Below are 21656 nucleotides of genomic sequence, written 5' to 3'. Positions count from 1 at the left end.
GGAACGCAGCTGGCACGGGGACTACGGCTGTCGCTGGAGACCGGCCGAAGCGGTAGCCCGGCGGGCCACCGCGCCCCCGGGACGGCGCCGGCTACCCGGCGAGCTGGGCCTGTCCCTGCGTCACGATCTCTTCGAAGAGCTTCTCGTCGGCCACCGCCGCGGTGAACTCAGGGCCGTCGGCCGGCACCGGTGCGTGGATCACGATCTCGGTGAAACCGATCTCCGCGTGCCTGCCCGCGAAATCCACGAACGCGTCCACCGAGTCGAACGGCCGGCCCCGCCCCCCGGCGGGCTCCGGGTTGAACTCCGGCGTGAAACCGGTGAGCAGGATCTTGTCGAGCTCGTCCACATCCCTGCCGCTCTCGGCACAGGCCTTGCCCAGCTTGGCGATCTGGCCACGCATGGCGTCGAGTGACTCCGCCGCGCTGCCCGTCTCGTACAGCTTCGGATCCCCCGTGGTCACCCAGGCCTGCCCGTACTGCGCGGCGACCCTGAACCCTCGCGGCCCGGTGGCGGCGACGGCGAACGGCAGCCGCGGCCGCTGCACACAGCCCGGCAGGTTCCGCGCCTCGCTCGCCGAATAGAACTCGCCCTCGTACGTCATTCCGGCCGGCTCCCGCAGCAGCCCGTCCAGCAACGGAACGAACTCTCCGAAATGGTCGGCACGCCGACGCGGGGTCCACGGCTCCTCGTCACTCCGCAGGAGCGTCGTCGCGTCGAAGCCATTACCCCCTGCACCGATGCCCAGCGTGATGCGGCCGCCCGAGATGTCGTCGAGCGAGATCAGTTCCTTGGCCAGGGTGACCGGGTGGCGGAAGTTCGGCGAGGTGACGAGGGTGCCCAGGCGCAGGCCGGCGGTGGCACAGGCCGCCGCCGTCAGCGTGGGGACGGCACCGAACCACGGCCCGTCGCGGAATGCGCGCCAGGCCAGGTGGTCGTAGGTGTACGCCGCGTGCAGTCCCAGTTCCTCGGCGCGCTGCCACGGCGCGCGTCCGCCCTCGTTCCAGCGGCGGACGGGCAGGATCACGGTGCTGAGGCGCGGAGTGATGCTCATGCCTCAGAGCTTACGGCGCAACGGGCGCACCACACTTTTCGTGGTCCGAGCGCAGCACGGAACGCACGGTGCGGCCCGCCCGAAACCCGCGACATATGCCAGAGGAACGTTCCCCTGTTCAGAGGCGTACGCACTCAGATGTGCGCCCCTGCGCACGCCCGTGCACCCTCGTACGCGAGAATGGACCGGTGACCTCAGCTACCGAAACGCCCGTTCCTGCCGCTCCCAGGCTGATCGCCACCGATCTGGACGGCACCCTCCTGCGCGACGACAAGACCGTCTCGGACCGTACGGTCGCGGCGCTCGCCGCCGCCGAGGAGGCCGGGATCGAGGTCTTCTTCGTCACCGGCCGTCCCGCCCGCTGGATGGACGTCGTCAGTGAGCATGTCCACGGCCACGGACTGGCCATCTGCGCCAACGGAGCCGCCGTCGCCGACCTGCACGACGACGGCAGGCTGCTGAAGGTCCGGCCCCTGGAGCGGGAGAACGCCCTGGACGTCGTCCACACGCTGCGCGCGGCCGCCCCCGGCACCTCGTTCGCCGTCGAGCTGACCACCGGCATCCACTACGAGCCGGCCTACCCGCCCTTCCACCTCGACCCCGGCGCCACCGTGGCCCTCGCGGAGAAGCTGCTCCACGAGGAGAGGCCGGGCGCGGGCTTCCCCGTGCTGAAACTCCTCGCCCACCACCAGGAGCTGGCCCCGGACGAGTTCCTCACCCTGGCCCGTACCGTCGCCGGCGACCGGGCCTCCTTCACCCGGTCCAGCCCCACCTCGCTCCTGGAGGTCAGCGGACCGGGCGTCTCCAAGGCCAGCACGCTCGAGCTGTGCTGCGCCGAGCGCGGCATCACCGCCGCCGAGGTCGTCGCCTTCGGTGACATGCCGAACGACGTGGAGATGCTGACCTGGGCCGGCACCTCGTACGCGATGGGCAACGGACACCCGGACGCCGTGGCGGCCGCCTCCGGCCTCACCGTCACGAACAACGAGGACGGTGTCGCGGTCGTCATCGAGCGGATCATCGCCGAACGCGCCCGGTCCCGCGCCGAGCACTGAGAGGGCGGAGCACCGGTCCCCCGGGCTCCGGGACGCTCAGAGCGGCGCCTGCCACACCACCGTCGTACCGCCGCCGTTCTCCCCGATACCGGGTCCGAACCAGCTGGCCCCGCCGAGCGATTCCGCCCGGCGGGCCAGGTTCCGCAGTCCGCTGCGCCGGCCGCCCTCCGGGATGCCCACCCCGTCGTCGGCCACCGAGAGCCGCACCGCGTCCCGTCCGTCGGGAAGGGTGACGGTCGCGTCGACGATCACCTCGATCCGCGCCGCGCCGGCGTGCCGGAAGGCGTTGGACAGGGCCTCCCTCAGCGCCGCGATCAGGTTCTTGCCGGTCAGTTCGCCGACCAGGGAGTCGATCGCGCCGAGGAAGCGGTGGGCCGGCTTGAAGCCCAGCGGTACGGCCGCCATGTTGATCTCGCGCAGGACCCGGGTGCGCAGCCCGGAGGGTGCCTCGGCCGGCTCCTGCTGGAGCGCGAAGATCGCGGTACGGATCTCCTGGATGGTCACGTCCAGTTCGTCGACGGCCCGGCCGACGCCGGTCTGCACCTCCGGCACGTCCGACCTGCGCTGGGCGCTCTCCAGCATCATCCCGGTGGCGAACAGCCGCTGGATGACCAGGTCGTGCAGGTCCCGGGCGATCCGGTCGCGGTCCTCGTACACCGCGAGCCGTTCCCGGTCCCGTTGCGCCTCGGCCATCATCAGAGCCAGCGCGGCCTGTGAGGCGAACTGGGTGGCCAGCGTCCGTTCCGTCTCCGTGAACGGCCGGGCGCCCCGGGCCCGTGGGGTGGCGAGGGCGCCGAGCACCCGGCCACCGCTGTGCAGCGGAAGGAGCATGCTGGGCCCGAACCGGTCAGCCAGCCTGGTGATCATGCGGGAGTCGGTGGCCGAGTCGTCGACGAAGACCGCCTCACCGCCCAGCAGCATCCCCACCACCGGGCTCTGCGCCGGAATGATCACCCCGAGCGCGGCGGACGGGTCCTCGGCGGAGACGGCCACGATCTCCAGGCCGCCGTCCTCGGCCGGCAGCAGCACGATCCCGGCGGCCGACGCGGCGAGGTGCCGGGCCTGCTCGGCGACGACCGAGAGCGCGTCGTCGGCGTCCCCGCCGGAGAGCAGTGCGGTGGTCACGGCCACCGAGCCGTCGATCCACCGCTCGCGCTGCCGGGCCGCCTCGTACAGCCGGGCATTGCCGATCGCGATGCCCGCCTCGGTGGCCAGCACGCGCACCATGTGCAGGTCGTAGTCGTTGAACTCCCCGCCGTCGTCCTTCTCGGCCAGGTAGAGGTTGCCGAAGATCTCGCCCTCAACCCTGATCGGGGCGCCGAGGAAGGTACGCATCGGAGGATGGCCCGGCGGGAATCCGGCGAACCTCGGGTCGGCTGTGAGATCCGCGAGACGCAGCGGGCGCGGATCATGGATGAGGGCACCGAGCAGGCCCCGCTGCCCGTCCGGCCGGCGGCCGATCTCCCGCGCCTGCGGTTCCGGGACTCCGTAGGTGACGAAGTCGGAGAGCCCCTTGCCCTCCTCGTCCACGACACCGATGGCGGCGTAGCGGGCATGGGCCAGTTCGGCCGCCGTCTCACAGATCCGGTCGAGCGTGGAGTGCAGTTCCAGCCCTGTGCCCACGGAACGCATGGCTTCCAGCAGCCGCGGTACACGGGCGGTGAGTTCGGTGGACAGGCCCTGGAGGCTGCGGGTCGCCTCCGTCGCGGCGTCGAGCGCGTCCTGCGGGCCGCCCTTGTGGTGCTGACGGTCGTCCTTCGGATGCTTCGGGGCCGGTTCTGGCATACCCAGAGAGTAGTTAGTCCTTTTTGTGAGGGAAAGTCGGGAGCCTGCGATCGTCTCAGACCTGCGCGGCCACAGCCGCGTCCGGCTCCCGCACGCTCGGCCGTTCGCGCTCGAGCATCCGCTTCAACGGGCCGTCCACCGAGGCGAGTGCGGCGTAGGGACCGCGCTGCACGACCGCTCCGGCCTCCAGGACGACCACCTCGTCGACGGCCTCCAGCCCCACGAGCCGGTGGGTGATCAGTACCGTCGTGCGCCCCCGGGTGGCCGCCAGCAGGTCTGCGGTCAGGGCATCGGCGGTCGGAAGGTCGAGGTGCTCGGCGGGCTCGTCCAGTACGAGGACGGGGAAGTCCGCGAGCAATGCCCGGGCCAGGGCCAGCCGCTGGCGCTGGCCGCCGGAGAGGCGGGCGCCGTGTTCGCCGACGAGGGTGTCCAGACCGTCCGGGAGCGCCTCGGCCCAGCCGAGCAGCCGGGCCCGGGCGAGGGCGTCGCACAGTTCGGCTTCGGTCGCGCCGGTACGGGCCAGCCGCAGGTTCTCCCGGATCGAACTGTCGAAGATGTGGGCGTCCTGGGCGCACAGCCCGACCAGTTGCCTGACCGTGTCCCCGTCCAGCGATGAAACCTCCACCCCACCGATCCGGTAGGTCCCCTCCCGCGCGTCCAGAAAGCGGAGCAGGACCTGGGCGAGCGTGGTCTTGCCGGAGCCGGAGGTGCCCACGACGGCGATGCGCCGGCCTGCCTCCAGCGTGAGGTCCACGGAGTCCAGCGCGTCGTGACCGGCGCCCGGGTACCGGGCCGACAGTCCCCGTACCTCCAGCGGGAACGGCGACGCGGGTGCCTCGGCCGGGACGGCCGGCTCCCGCACCGGCACCGGGGCGTCCAGCACCTCGTACACGCGCTCCGCGCTCCGCTTGACGCGCTGGCGGTACTGCGCGGCGAGGGGCAGACCGGTCACGGCTTCGAAGGCGGCCAGCGGGGTGAGGACGACGACGGCGAGCTCCACACCGGCCAGCCGGCCGTCGGCAACGGCCGGGAGGGCGACGAGTGCGACGGCGACCACGGTGAGGCCCGCGATCAGGGCGGTGAGCCCGCCGCCGAGCGCCGTCGCGGTCGCCGCGCGGGCGGCGATCCTGGTCAGGGCCCCGTCGGCCTCCCGGGTCCTCGCCGAGCGCCCCGGCAGAGCGCCGGCGACCGTCAGCTCGGCGGTCCCGCCGAGCAGATCGGTGATCCGGGTGGCCAGGTCGGCCCGTGCGGGCGCCAGCCGGCGCTCCGCGTGCCGGGCGCAGGCGCCGCTGACGAGAGGGACCCCGACTCCGGCCAGCAGCAGCCCGGCCGCCAGAACCAGGCCCGCCTCCGGCAGCATCCAGCCGGTGAACCCGGCGCTCGCGACCCCCACGACGACCGCGGTTCCTGCGGGCAGCAGCCACCGCAGCCAGTAGTCCTGAAGGGTGTCCACATCCGCGACGAGCCGCGAGAGGAGGTCCCCGCGCCGGGTCCGTCGCAGACCGGCGGGAGCGATGCGCTCCAGGCTCCGGTACACGGCGACGCGCAGTTCGGCGAGCATCCGCAGCACCGCGTCGTGCGAGACGAGACGCTCGGCATAACGGAAGACCGCCCGGCCGATGCCGAACGCGCGGGTCGCTGTCACCGCGACCATCAGGTAGAGCACCGGGGGCTGTTCGGAGGCGCGGGAGATCAGCCAGCCCGAGACGGCCATGAGGCCGACGGCCGAACCCAGCGCAAGGCTTCCCAGCAGCAGGGCGAGGGCCAGCCGGCGGCGCTGCGCACCCGCGGCCTCCCGGACCCGGGCGAGCACGTGCCCCTTGCGGGCGGCGGTGTCCCGCAGCACCTCGGGTTCCGTCGCCACCTGGATGCCGGTGAAGCTCTCGGGTGCGCTCGCGGGGTGCGGCACGGTGGCGGACGCCTCCGGCCCCGACGACTCGGGCGCCGGGGTCAGGGTCACCACCCGGTCCGCGACCTCCAGAAGCGCCGGCCGGTGCACCACCAGCAGTACGGTCCGGCCCGCGGCCAGTCTCCGTACCGCCTCGACGATGCCCGCCTCCGTCTCGCCGTCCAGGCTCGCGGTCGGCTCGTCGAGGAGCAGTACCGGCCGGTCGGCGAGGAACGCGCGGGCGAGTGCGAGCCGCTGGCGCTGTCCGGCGGAGAGCCCCGCACCGTCCTCGCCGAGGAGGGTGCGGGCACCGTCCGGCAGCCGCGTCACGAAGTCGTACGCCCCCGCGTCACGCAGCGCTGCCGTCACCGCGCTGTCGTCCGCCCCGGGCCGGGCCAGCCGGACGTTCTCCGCGATCGTGCCCGCGAACAGGTGCGGGCGCTGCGGCACCCAGGCGATCCGCTCGCGCCAGCGTTCGGGGGAGAGGTCGGCCAGGTCGGTGGAGCCGATCCGTACCCGCCCCTCGTCGGGTTCGGTGAATCCCAGCACCACGTTCAGCAGGGTGGACTTGCCGACGCCGCTCGGGCCGACCAGGGCGACGGTCTCCCCCTGGTCCACCACCAGCGAGGCCGAGGCGAGCGAGGGTTCGGCACGCCCCGCGTGCCGGACGGTCACCCCTTCCAGCTCCAGCCGGATGACATCCGGCACGTCCTGCGTACCGCCTGTGCGCGGCTCGGTCTCCAGGACGGAGAAGATCTCCTCCGCGGCCGAGAGCCCTTCGGCGGCGGCGTGGTACTGCGCCCCCACCTGCCGGATCGGCAGATAGGCCTCGGGCGCGAGGATCAGCACCACCAGACCGGTGTAGAGGTCGAGTTCACCGTGCACGAGCCGCATGCCGATGGTGACGGCGACGAGCGCCACCGAGAGTGTTGCCAGGAGTTCCAGGGCGAAGGACGACAGGAAGGCGATCCGCAGGGTGCGCACGGTGGCCCGGCGGTACTGCGAGGTGATGGTGCGGATGGATTCGGCCTGGGCCTTGGCCCGTCCGAAGACCTTCAGCGTCGGCAGCCCGGCCACCACGTCGAGGAAGTGTCCGGAGAGCCGGGACAGCAGCCGCCACTGACGGTCCATCCGCGACTGGGTGGCCCAGCCGATCAGAATCATGAAGAGAGGGATGAGCGGCAGCGTGACGACGATGATCGCCGCCGAGATCCAGTCCTCGGTGACGACCCTGGCGAGGACCGCCACCGGCACGACCACCGCGAGTCCGAGCTGCGGCAGATAGCGCGAGAAGTAGTCGTCGAGCGCGTCGATCCCGCGTGTGGCCAGCGCCACCAGCGAGCCGGTGCGCTGTCCGCTCAGCCAGTCCGGTCCCAGTTCCGCAGCCCGGTCGAGCAGCCGCCCGCGCAGTTCGGACTTGACGGCCGCACCGGCCCGGTAGGCGGCCAGTTCGGTGAGCCAGGAGACCAGGGCCCGGCCGAGCGCGACCGCGGCGAGCAGCAGGAGCGGGGTGCGCAGTTGCGCACCGGTGAGCCCGTCCTCGAAGCCGCCCACCACCACTTCGGCGACGAGCATGGCCTGGGCGATGACCAGCGCCGCCCCGGCCAGTCCGAGCGCCACCACAGCTACCAGGAACAGGCGGGTGGCACGGGCGTGCCGGAGCAGACGCGGGTCGATCGGTTTCACGTGAAACAGCTCCCAGAGAGCTCAGCGGGGCGAGCGGATCCGACGCACATTCCGTGCGTCCTCAGTGCGCATCGGCGATGTGCTGCGTGCCGATCCGCTTGCGGAACACCCAGTACGTCCAGCCCTGATAGAGCAGCACGACCGGTGTGGCGATCCCGGCGCACCAGGTCATGATCTTCAGCGTGTACGGGCTGGACGAGGCATTGGTGACGGTGAGGCTCCACTCCTCGTTCAGCGAGGACGGCATGACGTTCGGGAAGAGCGTCAGGAACAGCATCGCGACCGCGGCCGCGATGGTCACCCCGGAGAAGGCGAAGGACCAGCCCTCGCGCCCGGCCGCAATGGTGGCGATCGCCGCGACCAGGGCCACCACCGCGATGATCATCGCGATCAGGCTCCAGCCGTCACCGTGCTCGGTCTGGGTCCAGATCAGGAAGGCGAGCGCCAGCACCGCGGTGACCGCGCCCAGCTTCAGCGCCAGACCGCGCGCCCTGGCCCGGATGTCCCCGACCGTCTTGAGGCCGGCGAACACCGCACCGTGGAAGGTGAAGAGGAAGAGCGTGACCAGTCCGCCGAGGATCGCGTACGGATTGAGCAGGTCCCAGAAGTTGCCCACGTACTCCATGTCCGCGTCGATCTTCACGCCGCGGACGATGTTGCCGAAAGCCACACCCCAGAGCAGGGCCGGGATCAGCGAGGTCCAGAAGATCGCGTGTTCCCAGTTGGTCTGCCACTTCGCCTCGGGCCGCTTCGCCCGGTACTCGAAGGCGACACCCCGCACGATCAGGCAGAGCAGGATGATCAGCAGCGGCAGGTAGAAGCCGGAGAACAGCGTGGCGTACCACTCGGGGAACGCGGCGAAGGTCGCTCCGCCGGCGGTGAGCAGCCAGACCTCGTTGCCGTCCCAGACCGGCCCGATCGTGTTGATCAGGACCCGCCGTTCCTTGCGGTCCCGGGCCAGCACCTTGGTGAGGACACCGATCCCGAAGTCGAATCCCTCCAGGAAGAAGTAGCCGGTCCAGAGAACGGCGATGAGCACGAACCAGACGTCGTGGAGTTCCATCTCTCGGCTCCTGTGCTCTCAGTAGGAGAAGGCCATGGGCCGGTCGGCGTCATCGTCGTCGCCGCCGATCCTGCTGGGCGGGTTGAGGTCGGCGTCCGTGAGCTCCGGCGGTCCGGCCTTGATGTACTTCACGAGCAGCTTGACCTCGATGACGGCGAGTACCGCGTAGAGCAGCGTGAACAGGATCAGCGAGGTGAGCACCTCGCCCTGCGAGACACCGGGGGAGACCGCGTCACGGGTCTGCAGGACTCCGTAGACGACCCAGGGCTGACGGCCCATCTCGGTGAAGATCCAGCCCCAGGAGTTGGCGATCAGCGGGAAGAGCAGCGTCCAGAGCGCGACGATCCAGTAGCACTTGGCGAGCTTCGGGCTCAGCGCCTTGTTCCTGAACAGGACCAGATGGGGCACCTCGTCCTCACCGGTGCGCATCCCCGGTGGCAGCATGAACTTCTTCCGGGTCAGCCACAGTCCGAGGATCCCGAGGGCGAAGGACGCCATTCCGAAGCCGATCATCCACCGGAAGCTCCAGAAGGCGACGGGAATGTTGGGCCGGTAGTCGCCGGGCCCGAACTTCTCCTGCTCGGCCTTGTTGATGTCGTTGATACCGGGGACGTAGGAGTTGAAGTCGTCGTCCGCGAGGAAGGACAGTATCCCGGGAATCGAGATCTCGACGGAGTTGTGCCCCTTGCTGACATCTCCGTACGCGAAGATCGAGAAGGGCGCGGAGTTCTGCCCGTCCCACAGCGCCTCGGCCGCCGCCATCTTCATCGGCTGCTGCTTGAACATCACCTTGCCGAGCTGGTCACCACTGACGGCGGTGAGCAGACCGGCGATCACGACGGTGATCAGGCCCAGCCGCAGCGAGGTCCGCATCACCGGGATGTGCCTCTTGCGCGCCAGGTGGAACGCGGCGATGCCGACCATGAACGCGCCGCCGACCAGGAAGGCCGCCGTGATGGTGTGGAAGAACTGGGTGAGCGCGGTGTTCTGCGTGAGCACGTGCCAGAAGTCGGTGAGCTCGGCGCGCCCGCGTTCCTTGTTGATGCGGTAGCCGACCGGGTGCTGCATCCAGGAGTTGGCCGCCAGGATGAAGTAGGCGGAGAGGATGGTGCCGATCGAGACCATCCAGATGCAGGCGAGGTGGATCTTCTTCGGCAGCTTGTCCCAGCCGAAGATCCACAGGCCGATGAAGGTGGACTCGAAGAAGAACGCGATCAGTGCCTCGAACGCGAGCGGGGCACCGAAGATGTCACCGACGAACCGCGAGTAGTCGGACCAGTTCATCCCGAACTGGAACTCCTGGACGATGCCCGTGACGACGCCCATGGCGATGTTGATCAGGAAGAGCTTTCCCCAGAACTTGGTGGCTCTGAGGTACTTCTCCTTGTTGGTCCGCACCCAGGCGGTCTGCAGGCCGGCGGTGAGCGCGGCGAGAGAGATCGTCAGGGGAACGAAGAGGAAGTGGTAGACGGTGGTCGTTCCGAACTGCCATCGCGCCAGGGTCTCCGGCGCCAGAGCTAGTTCCACGTCGTCTTCTCCTTACGTCGCCGTCGTTACACCGGCAGTTTGTCCTTTAAATCCGACTGATCATGGGAGGAAGCAGGACACGCTTGTGAACGCGTTCACATTCACAAGCAATTATGGCGCACAGACTTTCGGGACGTACGACCGGGGTACCCCTCAGGGGACGTACTGATCAATCCCCCCGAAGCAGACATCTCCCCGCCTCCCCGGGCCGCGTACGCAAGAAGGCCCCGCACCTCGCGAACGAGGTACGGGGCCCGGCCGCCCGAGCGGCTCCTGCGCCGGCCGCTACAGCTGCTTGCGGTACGACTCCGTCACCTTCAGGAACAGGTCGTTCGCCTCGTCCTCCCCGATCGAGACGCGCACACCCTCGCCCGCGAACGGCCTGACCACCACGCCGGCCTTCTCGCAGACCGCGGCGAAGTCGGCGGTACGGTCCCCCAGCCGCAGCCAGACGAAGTTCGCCTGGGACTCGGGCACCGTCCAGCCCTGCCGCACCAGCGTCTCGTACACCCGCTGACGCTCACACACCAAGGACCCCACCCGGCCCAGGAGTTCATCCTCGGCACGCAGCGACGCCACCGCCGCGTCCTGGGCGAGCTGGCTGACACCGAAGGGCACCGCCGTCTTGCGCAGCGCGGCCGCCACCGGCTCGTGGGCCACTGCGAAGCCGATCCGCAGCCCCGCCAGACCGTAGGCCTTGGAGAACGTGCGCAGCACCGCCACATTGGGCCGGTCCCGGTAGATCTCGATGCCGTCGGGAACCTCGACGTCGCGGATGAACTCCTTGTACGCCTCGTCGAGCACCACCAGCACATCGCCCGGCACCCGGTCCAGGAACCGCTCCAGCTCCGCCCGGCGCACCACGGTGCCGGTCGGATTGTTCGGGTTGCAGACGAAGATCATCCGGGTCCGGTCGGTGATCGCGTCCGCCATCGCGTCCAGATCGTGCACCTCACCGTCGGTCAGCGGCACCTTCACCGACGTCGCGCCGCTGACCTGCGTGATGATCGGGTACGCCTCGAAGGAGCGCCAGGCGTAGATCACCTCGTCACCCGGGCCCGAGGTCGCCTGCAGCAGCTGCTGCGCCACACCCACCGAGCCCGTGCCGGTGGCCAGATGCGAGACCGGTACACCGAAACGGTCGGCCAGCTCGTTCATCAGACCGGTGCAGGCCATGTCCGGGTAGCGGTTGAAGTTCGCCGCCGCGGCCAGCGCGGACTCCATCACTCCCGGCAGCGGCGGATACGGATTCTCGTTGGAGGACAGCTTGAACGCGACCGGTCCGTCCGCCGCGGCCGGCTTGCCCGGCACATAGGCGGGAACGCCGTCCAGTTCGGCACGCAGCTTGGGGCTCGTCTCGCTCACCGCAGGTCCTCCTCGACCGTCCGCACACATCAATACTGCTCACCTTATGAGGATTGGCGCCCGCTGCGAACGGCCGGACCGATGATTCGTCCGGTGAGCCCCGGAATGAGGGGGAGCGCTCCTCACTCTGGCGCGCGCCGGTGGCTCACTCCGTGGCGCGCGTCCCTCGAAGAGGTGAGTTGAGACCTCTTCGAGACCTCGCTCTATCGACAGGCCCATCCGGCCCTATGCACGACACATGATGGTTATCCCCTCCAACTTCCTTACTTCACAAGGCCTTTGATGCCGCATGACCTTGCAGAAACGTGCCTGTCAACGAGTGAATATGCGACCAGGCCAACTGCCCGCTCGAGCCCTACTATCGGCTCGCCATGACAGCAGCAGGGAAGCACCAGGTAAGCCGGACGGAGACCCCCCGGCGCGGCGGCAGGCAGGGACGAGCAGGAATCCGGGACGTGGCCGCCGCCGCCGGGGTCTCCATCACGACCGTCTCCGACGCGCTCAACGGCAAGGGCAGGCTCCCGGACGCCACCCGCCGCCATGTCCGCGAGGTCGCCGAGCGCCTGGGCTATCGCCCTTCCGCCGCGGCCCGAACGCTCCGTACCGGCAAGTCCGGCCTGATCGGCCTGACCGTGACGACGTACGGGGATGAACCTTTCACCTTCACCGAATTCGCGTACTTCGCCGAGATGGCCAGAGCGGCCACCTCCGCCGCGCTCGCCCGCGGCTACGCCCTCGTCATCCTCCCCGCCACCTCACGCCACGACGTCTGGTCGAACGTCGCACTCGACGGCACCGTCGTCATCGACCCCTCCGACCAGGACCCGGTCGTCACCGAGCTCGTACGCCAGGGGCTGCCCGTCGTCTCCGACGGCCGGCCGGCCGGGACCCTCCCGGTCACCGCCTGGGTCGACAACGACCACCGGGCCGCCGTGCTCGACCTCCTCGACCACCTGGCCGCCGCCGGGGCCCGCCGCATCGGCCTGCTCACCGGCACCACCACCGACACGTACACCCGGCTGTCGACCACCGCCTACCTCCACTGGTGCGAGCGCGTCGGCCAGGACCCGGTGTACGAGTCCTACCCCGCCCACGATCCGTGCGCGGGCGCGGTGGCCGCCGACCGCCTGCTCGCCCGGCCGGACCGCCCCGACGCCGTCTACGGGCTCTTCGACCCCAACGGCACCGATCTGCTGGCGGCCGCCCGCCGGTACGGCCTGCGCGTCCCCGAGGACCTGCTGCTCGTCTGCTGCAGCGAGTCCACCGTCTACGCGACGACCGAGCCCCCCATCACCACGCTCTCCCTCAAGCCGCGCAGAATCGGCACAGCGGTCGTCCAGTTGCTCATCGACGCCATCGAAGGCGTCGACCAGAACGGCCCGGTGGAGCAGGTGATACCGACGGAACTCATCGTCCGGACGTCCTCGCAACGCCGTCCGCCGCGCACCACGGTCAGCGCACCGCGCTCCCCGGCAGGGGATTGATCGGCCCAATTGGGACCAATCGACCCATGAACCTGGCATGCGTACGGATTCACCACCCCTGGTGCGTCACAGAGCACGATCCGCATTCCTATGATGGGCGCACGACACCGCGGACGACCCCGACCAGCAGGGCCCGTCAGGTGTACGGCGGCGCGACGGTGGTGGAGGGGTCGATGACACAGGGGGCCGGTCAGGAACCCGTGGTGCGGACGGCGACGTTGCGCGACTTCCGCGTACCGCCCTATGCGCAGTCCCCTGCGCCGCCCGCCGCACCACACCCGGGAAACGCCTTCCCGGGAGGTGAGCCGCCGGAGGGGTACACCCCGACGGCACGCGATCTTCCCGTGATCACCCTCGACGACACCGTCCCGGTACAGGCCGTGGCCGAACCGCGGCCCGCCCAGGACCCGGGTCTCGGGCCGCTGTACGTCGTGGGCGATGTGCACGGCTACCTGGACGAGCTCGTCGCGGCCCTCGCCGAACAGGGCCTCATCGACGCCGAGGGCAACTGGTCCGCGGGCAACGCGCGGCTCTGGTTCCTCGGCGACTTCACCGACCGGGGACCCGACGGCATCGGTGTCATCGACCTCGTGATGCGGCTGTCCGCCGAGGCCGCGGCCGCCGGCGGCTACTGCAAGGCCCTGATGGGCAACCACGAACTGCTGCTCATCGGCGCCAAGCGGTTCGGCGACACCCCGGTGAACTCCGGCGCCGGCACCGCCACCTTCCAGGCGGCCTGGCTCCTCAACGGCGGCCAGAAGACCGACATGGAGCGCCTCCAGGACGTCCACCTCCAGTGGATGTCCCGGCTCGACGCGGTCGTCGAGGAGGACGAGCACCTCCTGATGCACTCGGACACGACGGCCTACCTCGACTACGGCTCCACCATCGAGGACGTCAACGACACGGTGCACGCCATTCTCACGCGTAACGACGCCGACGAGTGCTGGGACCTGTTCCGCAAGCTCACCAAGCGGTTCGCCTTCCGTGACGAGTCGGGTCCGCAGGCCGTCCAGGAGTTGATGGCCGCCTACGGCGGGCGCCGCGTCGTCCATGGTCACAGCCCCATCCCGTACCTCCTCGGAGAGGTCGGGTCCGAGGACGGCGAGGACAGTGCCGGACCCCTGGTCGACGGCCCCCACGTGTACGCGGACGGGCTCGCCATCGCCATGGACGGCGGGGTGACCATGGCCGGAAAGCTACTGGTCGTCCAACTTCCACTGCATGACTGACGCTCTTCGGGGAAGACGCATCCTGACCTGACCACGCCGAACGCTGGGCCTATTTCCGGAAACCCCCTGTCACCCCGTGCCGTGGGCGCTCTACCATCGGCGTATCAGTAGCAGGCTCTCCTCCGTTTCCGCCCAACTGCCCGGTTCTGCCTGGCACACAGGCCCTACGGAGCATCGGGGGATGCACATGAACAGCGCTCCGCACCTGCTGACCGAGGACCGGCCCGAGTACGAGCGGATCCTCGACGACGCACTGCGTCACGCCCATGAACGACCGGATCTGGCCGCCATCGGTGAACGGCTCAACTCCGTCCAGCTGCGCACCATGGCCATGGCGGCCATTTCCCTGATCACAGCCGCGGCCGCCGCCGAGTACGAGCACTATGTGAAGGCCCGCGACGACCTGCGGGCCACCGGCCCGGACCGGGAAACGGTCCAGGGCCCCGGCCCGGACGATCCGAGCCGGCCGGGCGCAGGGATAGGCGCCGTCGTCACCGTCCTGGCGCCGGTACTGGCAGGTACCGCGGCGGTCATCTTCCTGTTGTTCGGCTACGTCCTGAAGATGCTCGACCCGCCGCCGGCGTTCGCGAGAACCATGGTCGGCGCGGGTTGGTTCTTCACGGCGGTCACCGCGGCCGCCATGCTGGTCGCCGCCGCCGGTCTGCTCGTCGCCGCCCTGCGCAACGGCTCGACGTCACTGACGGCCGAGGAGTTCGGCGAGGAGCTGCCGCAGGACGTGGCACAGGCCCGGGACGCCTGGCGGCACGCACTGCTGGAACGGGGCATCCTGCCCTTCCTCCGGGACGCGCTCGCCGACCCCGGCGCCGGTCCCGCCGCACGGACCCCGTACCGCCCGGCACGCCGCATCCCGAAGATCGGCTACAGCAGCCCGGACTTCACCGGCCCGGACGACGGCCCGGCAGCCGCACCCCGTCCGAGCTTCACCAGCCCGGACTTCTCCAGCCCCGACTTCGGCGGTCCGGAACACGAACTGGACTGACCGGGGCCACCGCCCCGGCCCCCGGCCGCCGTCATGTGTTCCGTACGATCCGCGCCACCGCTCTCTCGACCGGCGCACGCCCGTACGCACGGACCAGCGCTAGGTGGAAGAGAGACGGCGCGACCGGGGCCCAGTGGTCGATGCGGCCGGCACTCAGCACATACGTGATCACGGCCGCGGGACGGAAGGGCACATAGTCGATTGTCTGGGCCTCCCACCGGTCCGCGACCCCTCTGCTCATCCGCGCCCGCAGCTCGTCGCGGGTCAGGTCCTTCAGCCGGGCGTGGAAGTGGACACCCCACTGGTGTCTGCCGACGTCCAGCACAAAGGCGAGCAGTTCGAGCGTGTACTCACCGGGCTCGAGGGACAGCTCCTCGCGCATCCCTCGCCGGGCCACCGCGTAGAGGTCGGGGGCGCCCCCGCCGGCCGAGTCCATACGGCCGGCCAGCCCCTCGTTGACAGAGGAGTTCCAGGCGCCCGGCGCCATCCGGACCCGGTCACTGCGCCGGCTGACGACCAGCAGACCGTCGGCGGTCACCACGGCGACGTTGACGCCGAAGCTGCACTGCAGGAACGCGGGCGCACGCAGCGGATCGTCCGGATCGAGATAGCGGGAGCGGGGGGTGGTCCCGTCGTCCAGCCGGCGGTCGAGCTGCTGAGCCGCGAGAAAGGTGTAGTAGTCCGTCGGGCGCAGCCGCAGACGGACCTCGGGCCGCTCGTCGAGAGCGGCCCGCGAGATGCCGAACGATTCGACGGCGTACCGAGGCCCGTTCCACGGCGGTGTGCGGCCCTCCTCGCGGGCCCTCGCACTCTCCTCCTCGATCTCGGTGCGCCAGCGGGCCATCTCCTCGGGCAGCTCGATCTCCTCGTCGAGCACCTCGATGCGAACGGCATCGGCGGATATGGAGGCCTCGCCGTCCCCTTCGACGATCAGCGCCGGGGTGTGCAGGGGGCCCAGCGAGAAGGTCGTCCACGCGGGACCGGAATCCGCCTGCGGCTCGCCCCGGAATGCCGTACCGGACAAGCGGGTACGCAGCCCGGCCCAGCCTCTCCGTAAGGGCTGCGCGACCAGCAACCCCAGTACCGCGCCGACGGCTCCACTGACCAGTTCGTTCCCACTCATGCCCGCAGGGTAAGGAAAATGATCACGCCGCACGCGATCTTGCCTCTTCCGATACGCCATTGCGCACTATGTGCACCGGCCCCGAAAGGCCCCGGCAGTCACTGCCGAGGCCCCGGAGGCCGGTCGCCCCCGCGCGGTTTCAGTCCGCCAGCGGCAGGTACACGCGGTTCCCGCTCGCCGCGAACTCCTTGGACTTCTCCAGCATCCCCGCCTCGATCTCCTCGTCCGAGGCAGCGGAGGCCAGGTCGGGGGCGAACTGCTCCGTGATGCTTCTGCTGATCTTCATCGAGCAGAACTTCGGACCGCACATCGAGCAGAAGTGCGCCGTCTTGGCCGGCTCGGCCGGCAGCGTCTCGTCGTGGAACTCCCTTGCCGTGTCCGGATCGAGAGCCAGATTGAACTGGTCCTCCCAGCGGAACTCGAACCGGGCGTCCGACAGCGCGTCGTCCCACTCCTGCGCTCCCGGATGCCCCTTGGCGAGATCCGCGGCATGGGCCGCGATCCTGTACGTGATGACTCCGGTCTTCACGTCGTCCCGGTTGGGCAGGCCGAGGTGCTCCTTCGGCGTCACGTAACAGAGCATCGCCGTCCCCCACCAGGCGATCATCGCGGCGCCGATGCCCGAGGTGATGTGGTCGTAGGCCGGAGCCACATCGGTCGTCAGCGGGCCGAGCGTGTAGAACGGCGCCTCCTCGCAGATCTCCTGCTGGAGGTCGATGTTCTCCTTGATCTTGTGCATCGGGACGTGGCCCGGGCCCTCGATCATCGTCTGCACCCCGAACCGCTTGGCGACCGTGTTCAGTTCGCCGAGCGTGCGCAGTTCGGCGAACTGGGCCTCGTCGTTGGCGTCCGCGATCGACCCGGGCCGCAGCCCGTCTCCCAGCGAGTACGTCACGTCGTACGAGGCGAGGATCTCGCAGAGCTCCTCGAAGTTCTCGTACAGGAAGGACTCCTTGTGGTGCGCGAGGCACCACGCCGCCATGATCGAGCCGCCCCGGGAGACGATGCCGGTCTTGCGGCGGGCCGTCAGCGGTACATAGGGCAGGCGCACGCCGGCGTGGACCGTCATGTAGTCGACGCCCTGCTCGGCCTGCTCGATGACGGTGTCCTTGTACATCTCCCAGGTCAGTTCCTCCGCCCTGCCGTCGACCTTCTCGAGGGCCTGGTAGAGCGGCACGGTGCCGATCGGCACGGGGGAGTTGCGCAGAACCCACTCACGGGTGGTGTGGATGTTGCGGCCGGTGGACAGATCCATAACGGTGTCGGCGCCCCACTTGGTCGCCCAGGTCATCTTGTCCACCTCCTCCTCGATGGAGGACGAGACCGCGGAGTTGCCGATGTTGGCGTTCACCTTGACCAGGAACTTCTTACCGATGATCATCGGCTCGATCTCCGGGTGGTTGACGTTGGCCGGCAGTACCGCCCTGCCGGCGGCGATCTCCTCGCGCACCACCTCGGGCCCGACGTTCTCCCGGAGCGCGACGTACTCCATCTCCGGGGTGATCTCGCCCCGGCGGGCGTACGCGAGCTGCGTGACGGGCCGGCCGTCCCTGCTGCGCCGCGGCCGGCGCGGACGGCCGGGAAAGACCGCGTCCAGATTGCGCAGCCCGCCGCGCGGCGAGGTGTGCTTGAGCCCGTCGTCCTCGGGACGGGAGGCGCGTCCCGCGTACTCCTCGGTGTCACCGCGGGCGGTGATCCAGTTCTCCCGCAGAGGTGCGAGCCCGCGGCGGACGTCGGTCTCGACGGCGGGGTCGCTGTACGGCCCGGACGTGTCGTACAGCGTCACGTCCTTGCCGTTGGTGAGGTGCACCTGACGGACCGGCACCCGGATGTCCGGGCGCGAGCCCTGGAGGTATCCCTTGTGCCAGCCGATGGACTTCCCGGCCTCGTCGCTCTGGTTGGAGGCAGGCGTGCGTGCGTCCGATGTGGTCATGAGACCTACTCCCTACGCCGGCATTACCCGGTAACAGGTTCGGCGGTCGGCGCAGCGTGTCCCGTACAGATGTACGGAGATCAGCGCCCTCTCAGCCCGGTGCTCCGAGCTCCCGCGTGTGCAAAGGTGCCACCACGCTAGCGCCCTCGCCGTGCGGCTGAACAGAGGGCCCTTGTCTTCTTGCGAAGATCGGCCGGTGACGTCCACTCATCTCAGCCCCGGACCGCCGGACCATCAGCACGGCCACACACACAGCCATGGCCCCGCCGCACCCGTCTCCACCCGTCTGCGCAAGGTGATCGCCGCCGTACTGATCCCGTTCGCGGCCGCGGTCGTCGTCGGCCTCATGGTGCTCTGGCCCGGTGGTGCGCCTGCGCACGAACGCACCGGTGTCGGATTCGACCGGCAGACCCAGCAGGGCAGGGTGATGAGCGTCGGCAAGGTCGACTGCAAGGACGTGAACGCCTCCCAGATGCCCGTTGGCGGCGAGACCTCACCGCCCACGGGTGACGGCGGGAGCGAGCTCTGCAAGAGGGCCACCGTCGAGGTCACGAGCGGGCAGGACGAAGGACGCAGATTCATCGAGGTGGTCCACCCGGGCGCACCCCGGCAACTACGGGAGGGACAGGAGGTGGTCCTCGCGTACGCCCCCGACGCGCCCCACGACCTCCAGTACTCCGTGACCGATGTGAACCGGAAGTTCCCGCTGGTCCTCCTGGCCGGGATCTTCGCGCTGGTGGTGGTCGCCGTGGGCAGAATGCGCGGGGTGATGGCCCTGGTGGCACTCGCCCTGTCGTTCGCCGTCCTGACCCTGTTCATCCTTCCGGCCATACTTCAGGGCTCGAACCCGCTGGTCGTGGCGGTCGTCGGAGCCGGCGCGATCATGCTGATCGCGCTCTACATCTGTCACGGGCTGACCGCCCGCACCTCGGTCGCCGTCATCGGCACCCTGATCTCACTGCTGCTGATCGGGCTGCTCGGCTCCCTCTTCATCGGCTGGGCGAGTCTGACCGGGAACACCGACGACAGCACCGGCCTCATCCACGGCCTGTATCCGCACATCGACATGAGCGGTCTGCTGCTGGCCGGCGTCATCATCGGTTCCCTGGGGGTGCTCGACGATGTGACGGTCACCCAGACATCGGCGGTCTGGGAACTGCATCAGGCTGACCCGACGATGAGTGCGAAGCAGCTCTACCGGGCAGGGATCAGAATCGGCCGTGATCACATCGCCTCTGTGGTCAACACCCTGGTGCTCGCCTATGCGGGCGCCGCGCTTCCGCTGCTGCTGCTGTTCTCGATCGCGCAGAGCAGCGTGGGGACGGTGACCAACAGCGAACTGGTGGCGGAGGAGATCGTGCGCACTCTGATCGGCTCGATCGGGCTGGTCGCCTCGGTGCCGGTGACCACGGCGCTGGCGGCGCTGGTCGTCTCCGCGGACCGCACAGGGCTCGGCGCGGAAGCCGGAGCTTCGGCACCCGTACGGAACGGCAGAGGACGCCGCCGGCGGACGAAGGTCTGAACGTCCGGTCACGGAGAGCGATTCACCCGTTCGGCAGGTGTGCTGTTCGACCGGCATACCTGCAACTGGGCACGTCCTTCTTCAGCCGGCGTTCTGCTCCTCGGCCAGAATCCGCCCCAACGCCTCTTCCAGATTGCCTTCGAAGTCACCCAGCGTGCACTCCTGTCCGAGCGGCACGAGCTTGTCCGTCCGGTCGAGAAATGCCACGAGGGGTGCCGTTCCAGCCCGGAAGAGCGCGCGGTCAGCACCCACCTGGAGCCGGATGTGGACGTCGGACAGCCCTTCGGGCTCGGTCGGCCCGATGTGCACGTCGCCGTCGCCACTGGGGCTGTTGAGACCGTCGAGCAGCAGCTCACGGCCGAAAGCCCAGGTGACGGGGGCATCGCCGGGCAGATGGAAGGTCATCCGGATCGCGTACGGATCGCACACTTCGTACCGGAGCTCCACCGGGATACGGAAGGAAAGCTCCTCGGAGACGAGGAAGCTCATCATGACTTCAGCTTGAACCGACTCGCGCATCGTTCAACCCCGCAGTAGATGAATCTGGCCAGGAATGATCCCCCATGGCCCTATTGACGCCATCGTGGTGCACGCGATAGCAGATCACAAGGAGTGATTTTTCAGATACTGATAGAGAACACGAACGAACGCAAGAGGCTGGCCACTTCGCCACGTAGTCGTTCGACTGCGGGGAGCAACCGTTCTTCCTGGTCGAGAGGTACCGAAATGGCCATCGCGGCGGCCGTGAATCCGGCCGTGATCGGGATGGCCGCGCAGACCGTCCCGAGGGCGTACTCCTGTCGTTCGATGACAGGTTCCATCCGCTCAAGTGACCTCAGCCGCTCAAGGAGGGCCGGGCGGTCGCGCACGGAGTAGCGGGTCAGCGGACGCACCGGATGCCGGTCCAGGTGGTCCTCGCGGGCCCCCTCGTCGAGCTGGCTCAGCAGACACTGGCCGATCGCGTGGGCGTGCCCGGTCTCCCGGAAGGCGGCCCACTCGTCCACCGCCGGCGCCGCGGGGGTGTCGGCGACCGCCACGAGCTCGATCTCGCCCTCGCGGTAGACGGCGCAGTACACCGGGGCCCCGATGATGTCCCGCCATCGCCCCAGTGACTGGGTCATTCTGCTGCGACGATTCTGCAGGGAGCCGTCGCCCACCAGCCGCTCCGCGGCGGCGCCGAACAGGAAGACCCCGTTCTCACGGCGCAGATATCCCTCATGGGTCAGGGTCCGCAGCAGGTGGTAGGCGGTGGGAAGGGGAAGCCCCGCCTCCCGCGCCAGCTGTTTGGCCGGCGCCCCGTCGCGATGGGTGCCCACAGCCTCCAGCAGCCTCAGCGCCCGCTGCACCGATCCGATCAACGTCGGAACAGCCGTACTCGATGCCGTGGTCAACGGTCACCCCCAGGCATGGTGACGGGCGATCAGCCCGCCTGTGGGGGCCGCCCCCACAGATCTGCCGCAGGCCTGGGGTCCGAAGGCCGGATCCCGTACAAACCACTGGTCAGGGTGGTGACTGACGGTGTATTCCCAGGCGGCGGCAGCGGACTGCCACTGTATCGGCAGCAGCGGAACGGGGTGTCGATTCGGTCGACCCTTAGCTCAGCTGGGCTAATCGCCCGGTCGGTACTGCCCTTCCCAGTCGCTTCCCAGTCGCTGCTACCAGTCGCTGCGCGAGGAGGAGGAAGACATGAACTTCCGTACGACGAAAACCAGCCCGCCGACCAGGATCACGAAGATCAGGACCTTGAAGAGCAGACCCACCACGAAGCCGACCACGGTGGCGATCAGCCCGCCGAACACGACGATCGCGATGACGGGCACCGCGATCCACTTCACCCACCAGGGCATTCCCGCGAATATCTCCCGCACGGCCATCGTCCTTACCTCGTCTCTGTGAGTTCCTGCTTCGATGCTAGAGGCGAGAGGTGGCCGACGGAGCC

Annotated in this window: 16 protein-coding genes and 1 riboswitch; of the genes, 5 read left to right on the top strand and 11 right to left on the bottom strand. The window is 69.4% G+C overall.

What is annotated here, in order from left to right:
• Window positions 1-91 precede the first annotated feature (91 nt).
• Entirely contained in the window at window positions 92-1054 is a 963-nt protein-coding gene (locus OG782_RS18650) for an LLM class flavin-dependent oxidoreductase (RefSeq protein ID WP_406452388.1), read from the bottom strand.
• 188 nt (window positions 1055-1242) lie between these two features.
• Here OG782_RS18650 and OG782_RS18645 point away from each other — a divergent pair, with 188 nt between their 5' ends.
• Window positions 1243-2109 (top strand): Cof-type HAD-IIB family hydrolase, encoded by an 867-nt coding sequence (locus tag OG782_RS18645; protein ID WP_406452386.1) that lies wholly within the window; start codon window positions 1243-1245, stop codon window positions 2107-2109.
• Window positions 2110-2145: 36 nt separating this feature from the next.
• Here OG782_RS18645 and OG782_RS18640 read toward each other — a convergent pair whose 3' ends face one another.
• From OG782_RS18640 to hisC, 5 genes are all read right to left on the bottom strand, one after another.
• Entirely contained in the window at window positions 2146-3894 is a 1749-nt protein-coding gene (locus tag OG782_RS18640) for a GAF domain-containing sensor histidine kinase (protein WP_406452384.1), read from the bottom strand.
• A 55-nt stretch (window positions 3895-3949) separates the two neighbouring features.
• Window positions 3950-7468 (bottom strand): thiol reductant ABC exporter subunit CydD, encoded by a 3519-nt coding sequence (gene cydD, locus OG782_RS18635; protein WP_406452382.1) that lies wholly within the window; start codon window positions 7466-7468, stop codon window positions 3950-3952.
• A gap of 61 nt (window positions 7469-7529) precedes the next feature.
• The gene (gene cydB, locus OG782_RS18630) at window positions 7530-8531 is read right to left on the bottom strand and encodes a cytochrome d ubiquinol oxidase subunit II (protein WP_406452380.1); all 1002 of its coding nucleotides are present in this window, start codon (window positions 8529-8531) and stop codon (window positions 7530-7532) included.
• An 18-nt stretch (window positions 8532-8549) separates the two neighbouring features.
• A complete protein-coding gene (locus OG782_RS18625) occupies window positions 8550-10058 on the bottom strand; it encodes a cytochrome ubiquinol oxidase subunit I (protein WP_406452378.1) in 1509 nt (502 codons plus the stop codon).
• A 285-nt stretch (window positions 10059-10343) separates the two neighbouring features.
• Window positions 10344-11423, bottom strand: coding sequence for a histidinol-phosphate transaminase (gene hisC / locus OG782_RS18620; RefSeq protein WP_406452376.1), 1080 nt, complete (start codon window positions 11421-11423; stop codon window positions 10344-10346).
• Window positions 11424-11794: 371 nt separating this feature from the next.
• Between hisC and OG782_RS18615 the strand changes: the two genes are divergently transcribed.
• The 3 genes from OG782_RS18615 (at window position 11795) to OG782_RS18605 (ending at window position 15139) form a co-directional block, all read left to right on the top strand.
• Complete coding sequence (locus tag OG782_RS18615) at window positions 11795-12907, top strand: LacI family DNA-binding transcriptional regulator (protein ID WP_406452374.1); 1113 nt, start codon at window positions 11795-11797, stop codon at window positions 12905-12907.
• Window positions 12908-13080: 173 nt separating this feature from the next.
• Window positions 13081-14139 carry a metallophosphoesterase gene (locus tag OG782_RS18610; protein ID WP_406452372.1) on the top strand — a complete coding sequence of 353 codons (1059 nt, stop codon included), beginning with the start codon at window positions 13081-13083 and terminating at the stop codon, window positions 14137-14139.
• A gap of 181 nt (window positions 14140-14320) precedes the next feature.
• Window positions 14321-15139: a hypothetical protein gene (locus tag OG782_RS18605; RefSeq protein ID WP_406452370.1), complete on the top strand. Its 819-nt coding sequence runs from the start codon at window positions 14321-14323 to the stop codon at window positions 15137-15139.
• 31 nt (window positions 15140-15170) lie between these two features.
• Here OG782_RS18605 and OG782_RS18600 read toward each other — a convergent pair whose 3' ends face one another.
• A complete protein-coding gene (locus tag OG782_RS18600; protein ID WP_406452368.1) occupies window positions 15171-16262 on the bottom strand; it encodes a hypothetical protein in 1092 nt (363 codons plus the stop codon).
• Window positions 16263-16401: 139 nt separating this feature from the next.
• Complete coding sequence (thiC, locus tag OG782_RS18595; protein WP_406452366.1) at window positions 16402-18195, bottom strand: phosphomethylpyrimidine synthase ThiC; 1794 nt, start codon at window positions 18193-18195, stop codon at window positions 16402-16404.
• Window positions 18188-18321, bottom strand: a riboswitch (TPP riboswitch). Its footprint overlaps the gene before it by 8 nt.
• Before the next feature lie 70 nt (window positions 18322-18391).
• On the opposite strand from thiC, the gene OG782_RS18590 reads away from it, so the two are divergent.
• A complete protein-coding gene (locus tag OG782_RS18590; RefSeq protein ID WP_406452364.1) occupies window positions 18392-19717 on the top strand; it encodes a YibE/F family protein in 1326 nt (441 codons plus the stop codon).
• 81 nt (window positions 19718-19798) lie between these two features.
• Here OG782_RS18590 and OG782_RS18585 read toward each other — a convergent pair whose 3' ends face one another.
• The 3 genes from OG782_RS18585 to OG782_RS18575 all read right to left on the bottom strand — a co-directional run bounded on the left by OG782_RS18585 (window position 19799) and on the right by OG782_RS18575 (window position 21585).
• Entirely contained in the window at window positions 19799-20236 is a 438-nt protein-coding gene (locus tag OG782_RS18585; protein ID WP_114245561.1) for an SsgA family sporulation/cell division regulator, read from the bottom strand.
• Window positions 20237-20337: 101 nt separating this feature from the next.
• On the bottom strand, window positions 20338-21108 hold the full coding sequence (locus OG782_RS18580) for an IclR family transcriptional regulator (protein ID WP_406452362.1): 771 nt from the start codon (window positions 21106-21108) through the stop codon (window positions 20338-20340).
• A gap of 264 nt (window positions 21109-21372) precedes the next feature.
• Window positions 21373-21585: a DUF5326 family protein gene (locus tag OG782_RS18575; protein ID WP_406452360.1), complete on the bottom strand. Its 213-nt coding sequence runs from the start codon at window positions 21583-21585 to the stop codon at window positions 21373-21375.
• Window positions 21586-21656 lie beyond the last annotated feature (71 nt).

The organism is Streptomyces sp. NBC_00876 (assembly GCF_045207435.1).
GTDB lineage: Bacteria > Actinomycetota > Actinomycetes > Streptomycetales > Streptomycetaceae > Streptomyces.
This window is presented reverse-complemented; position numbering and strand designations above follow the sequence as displayed.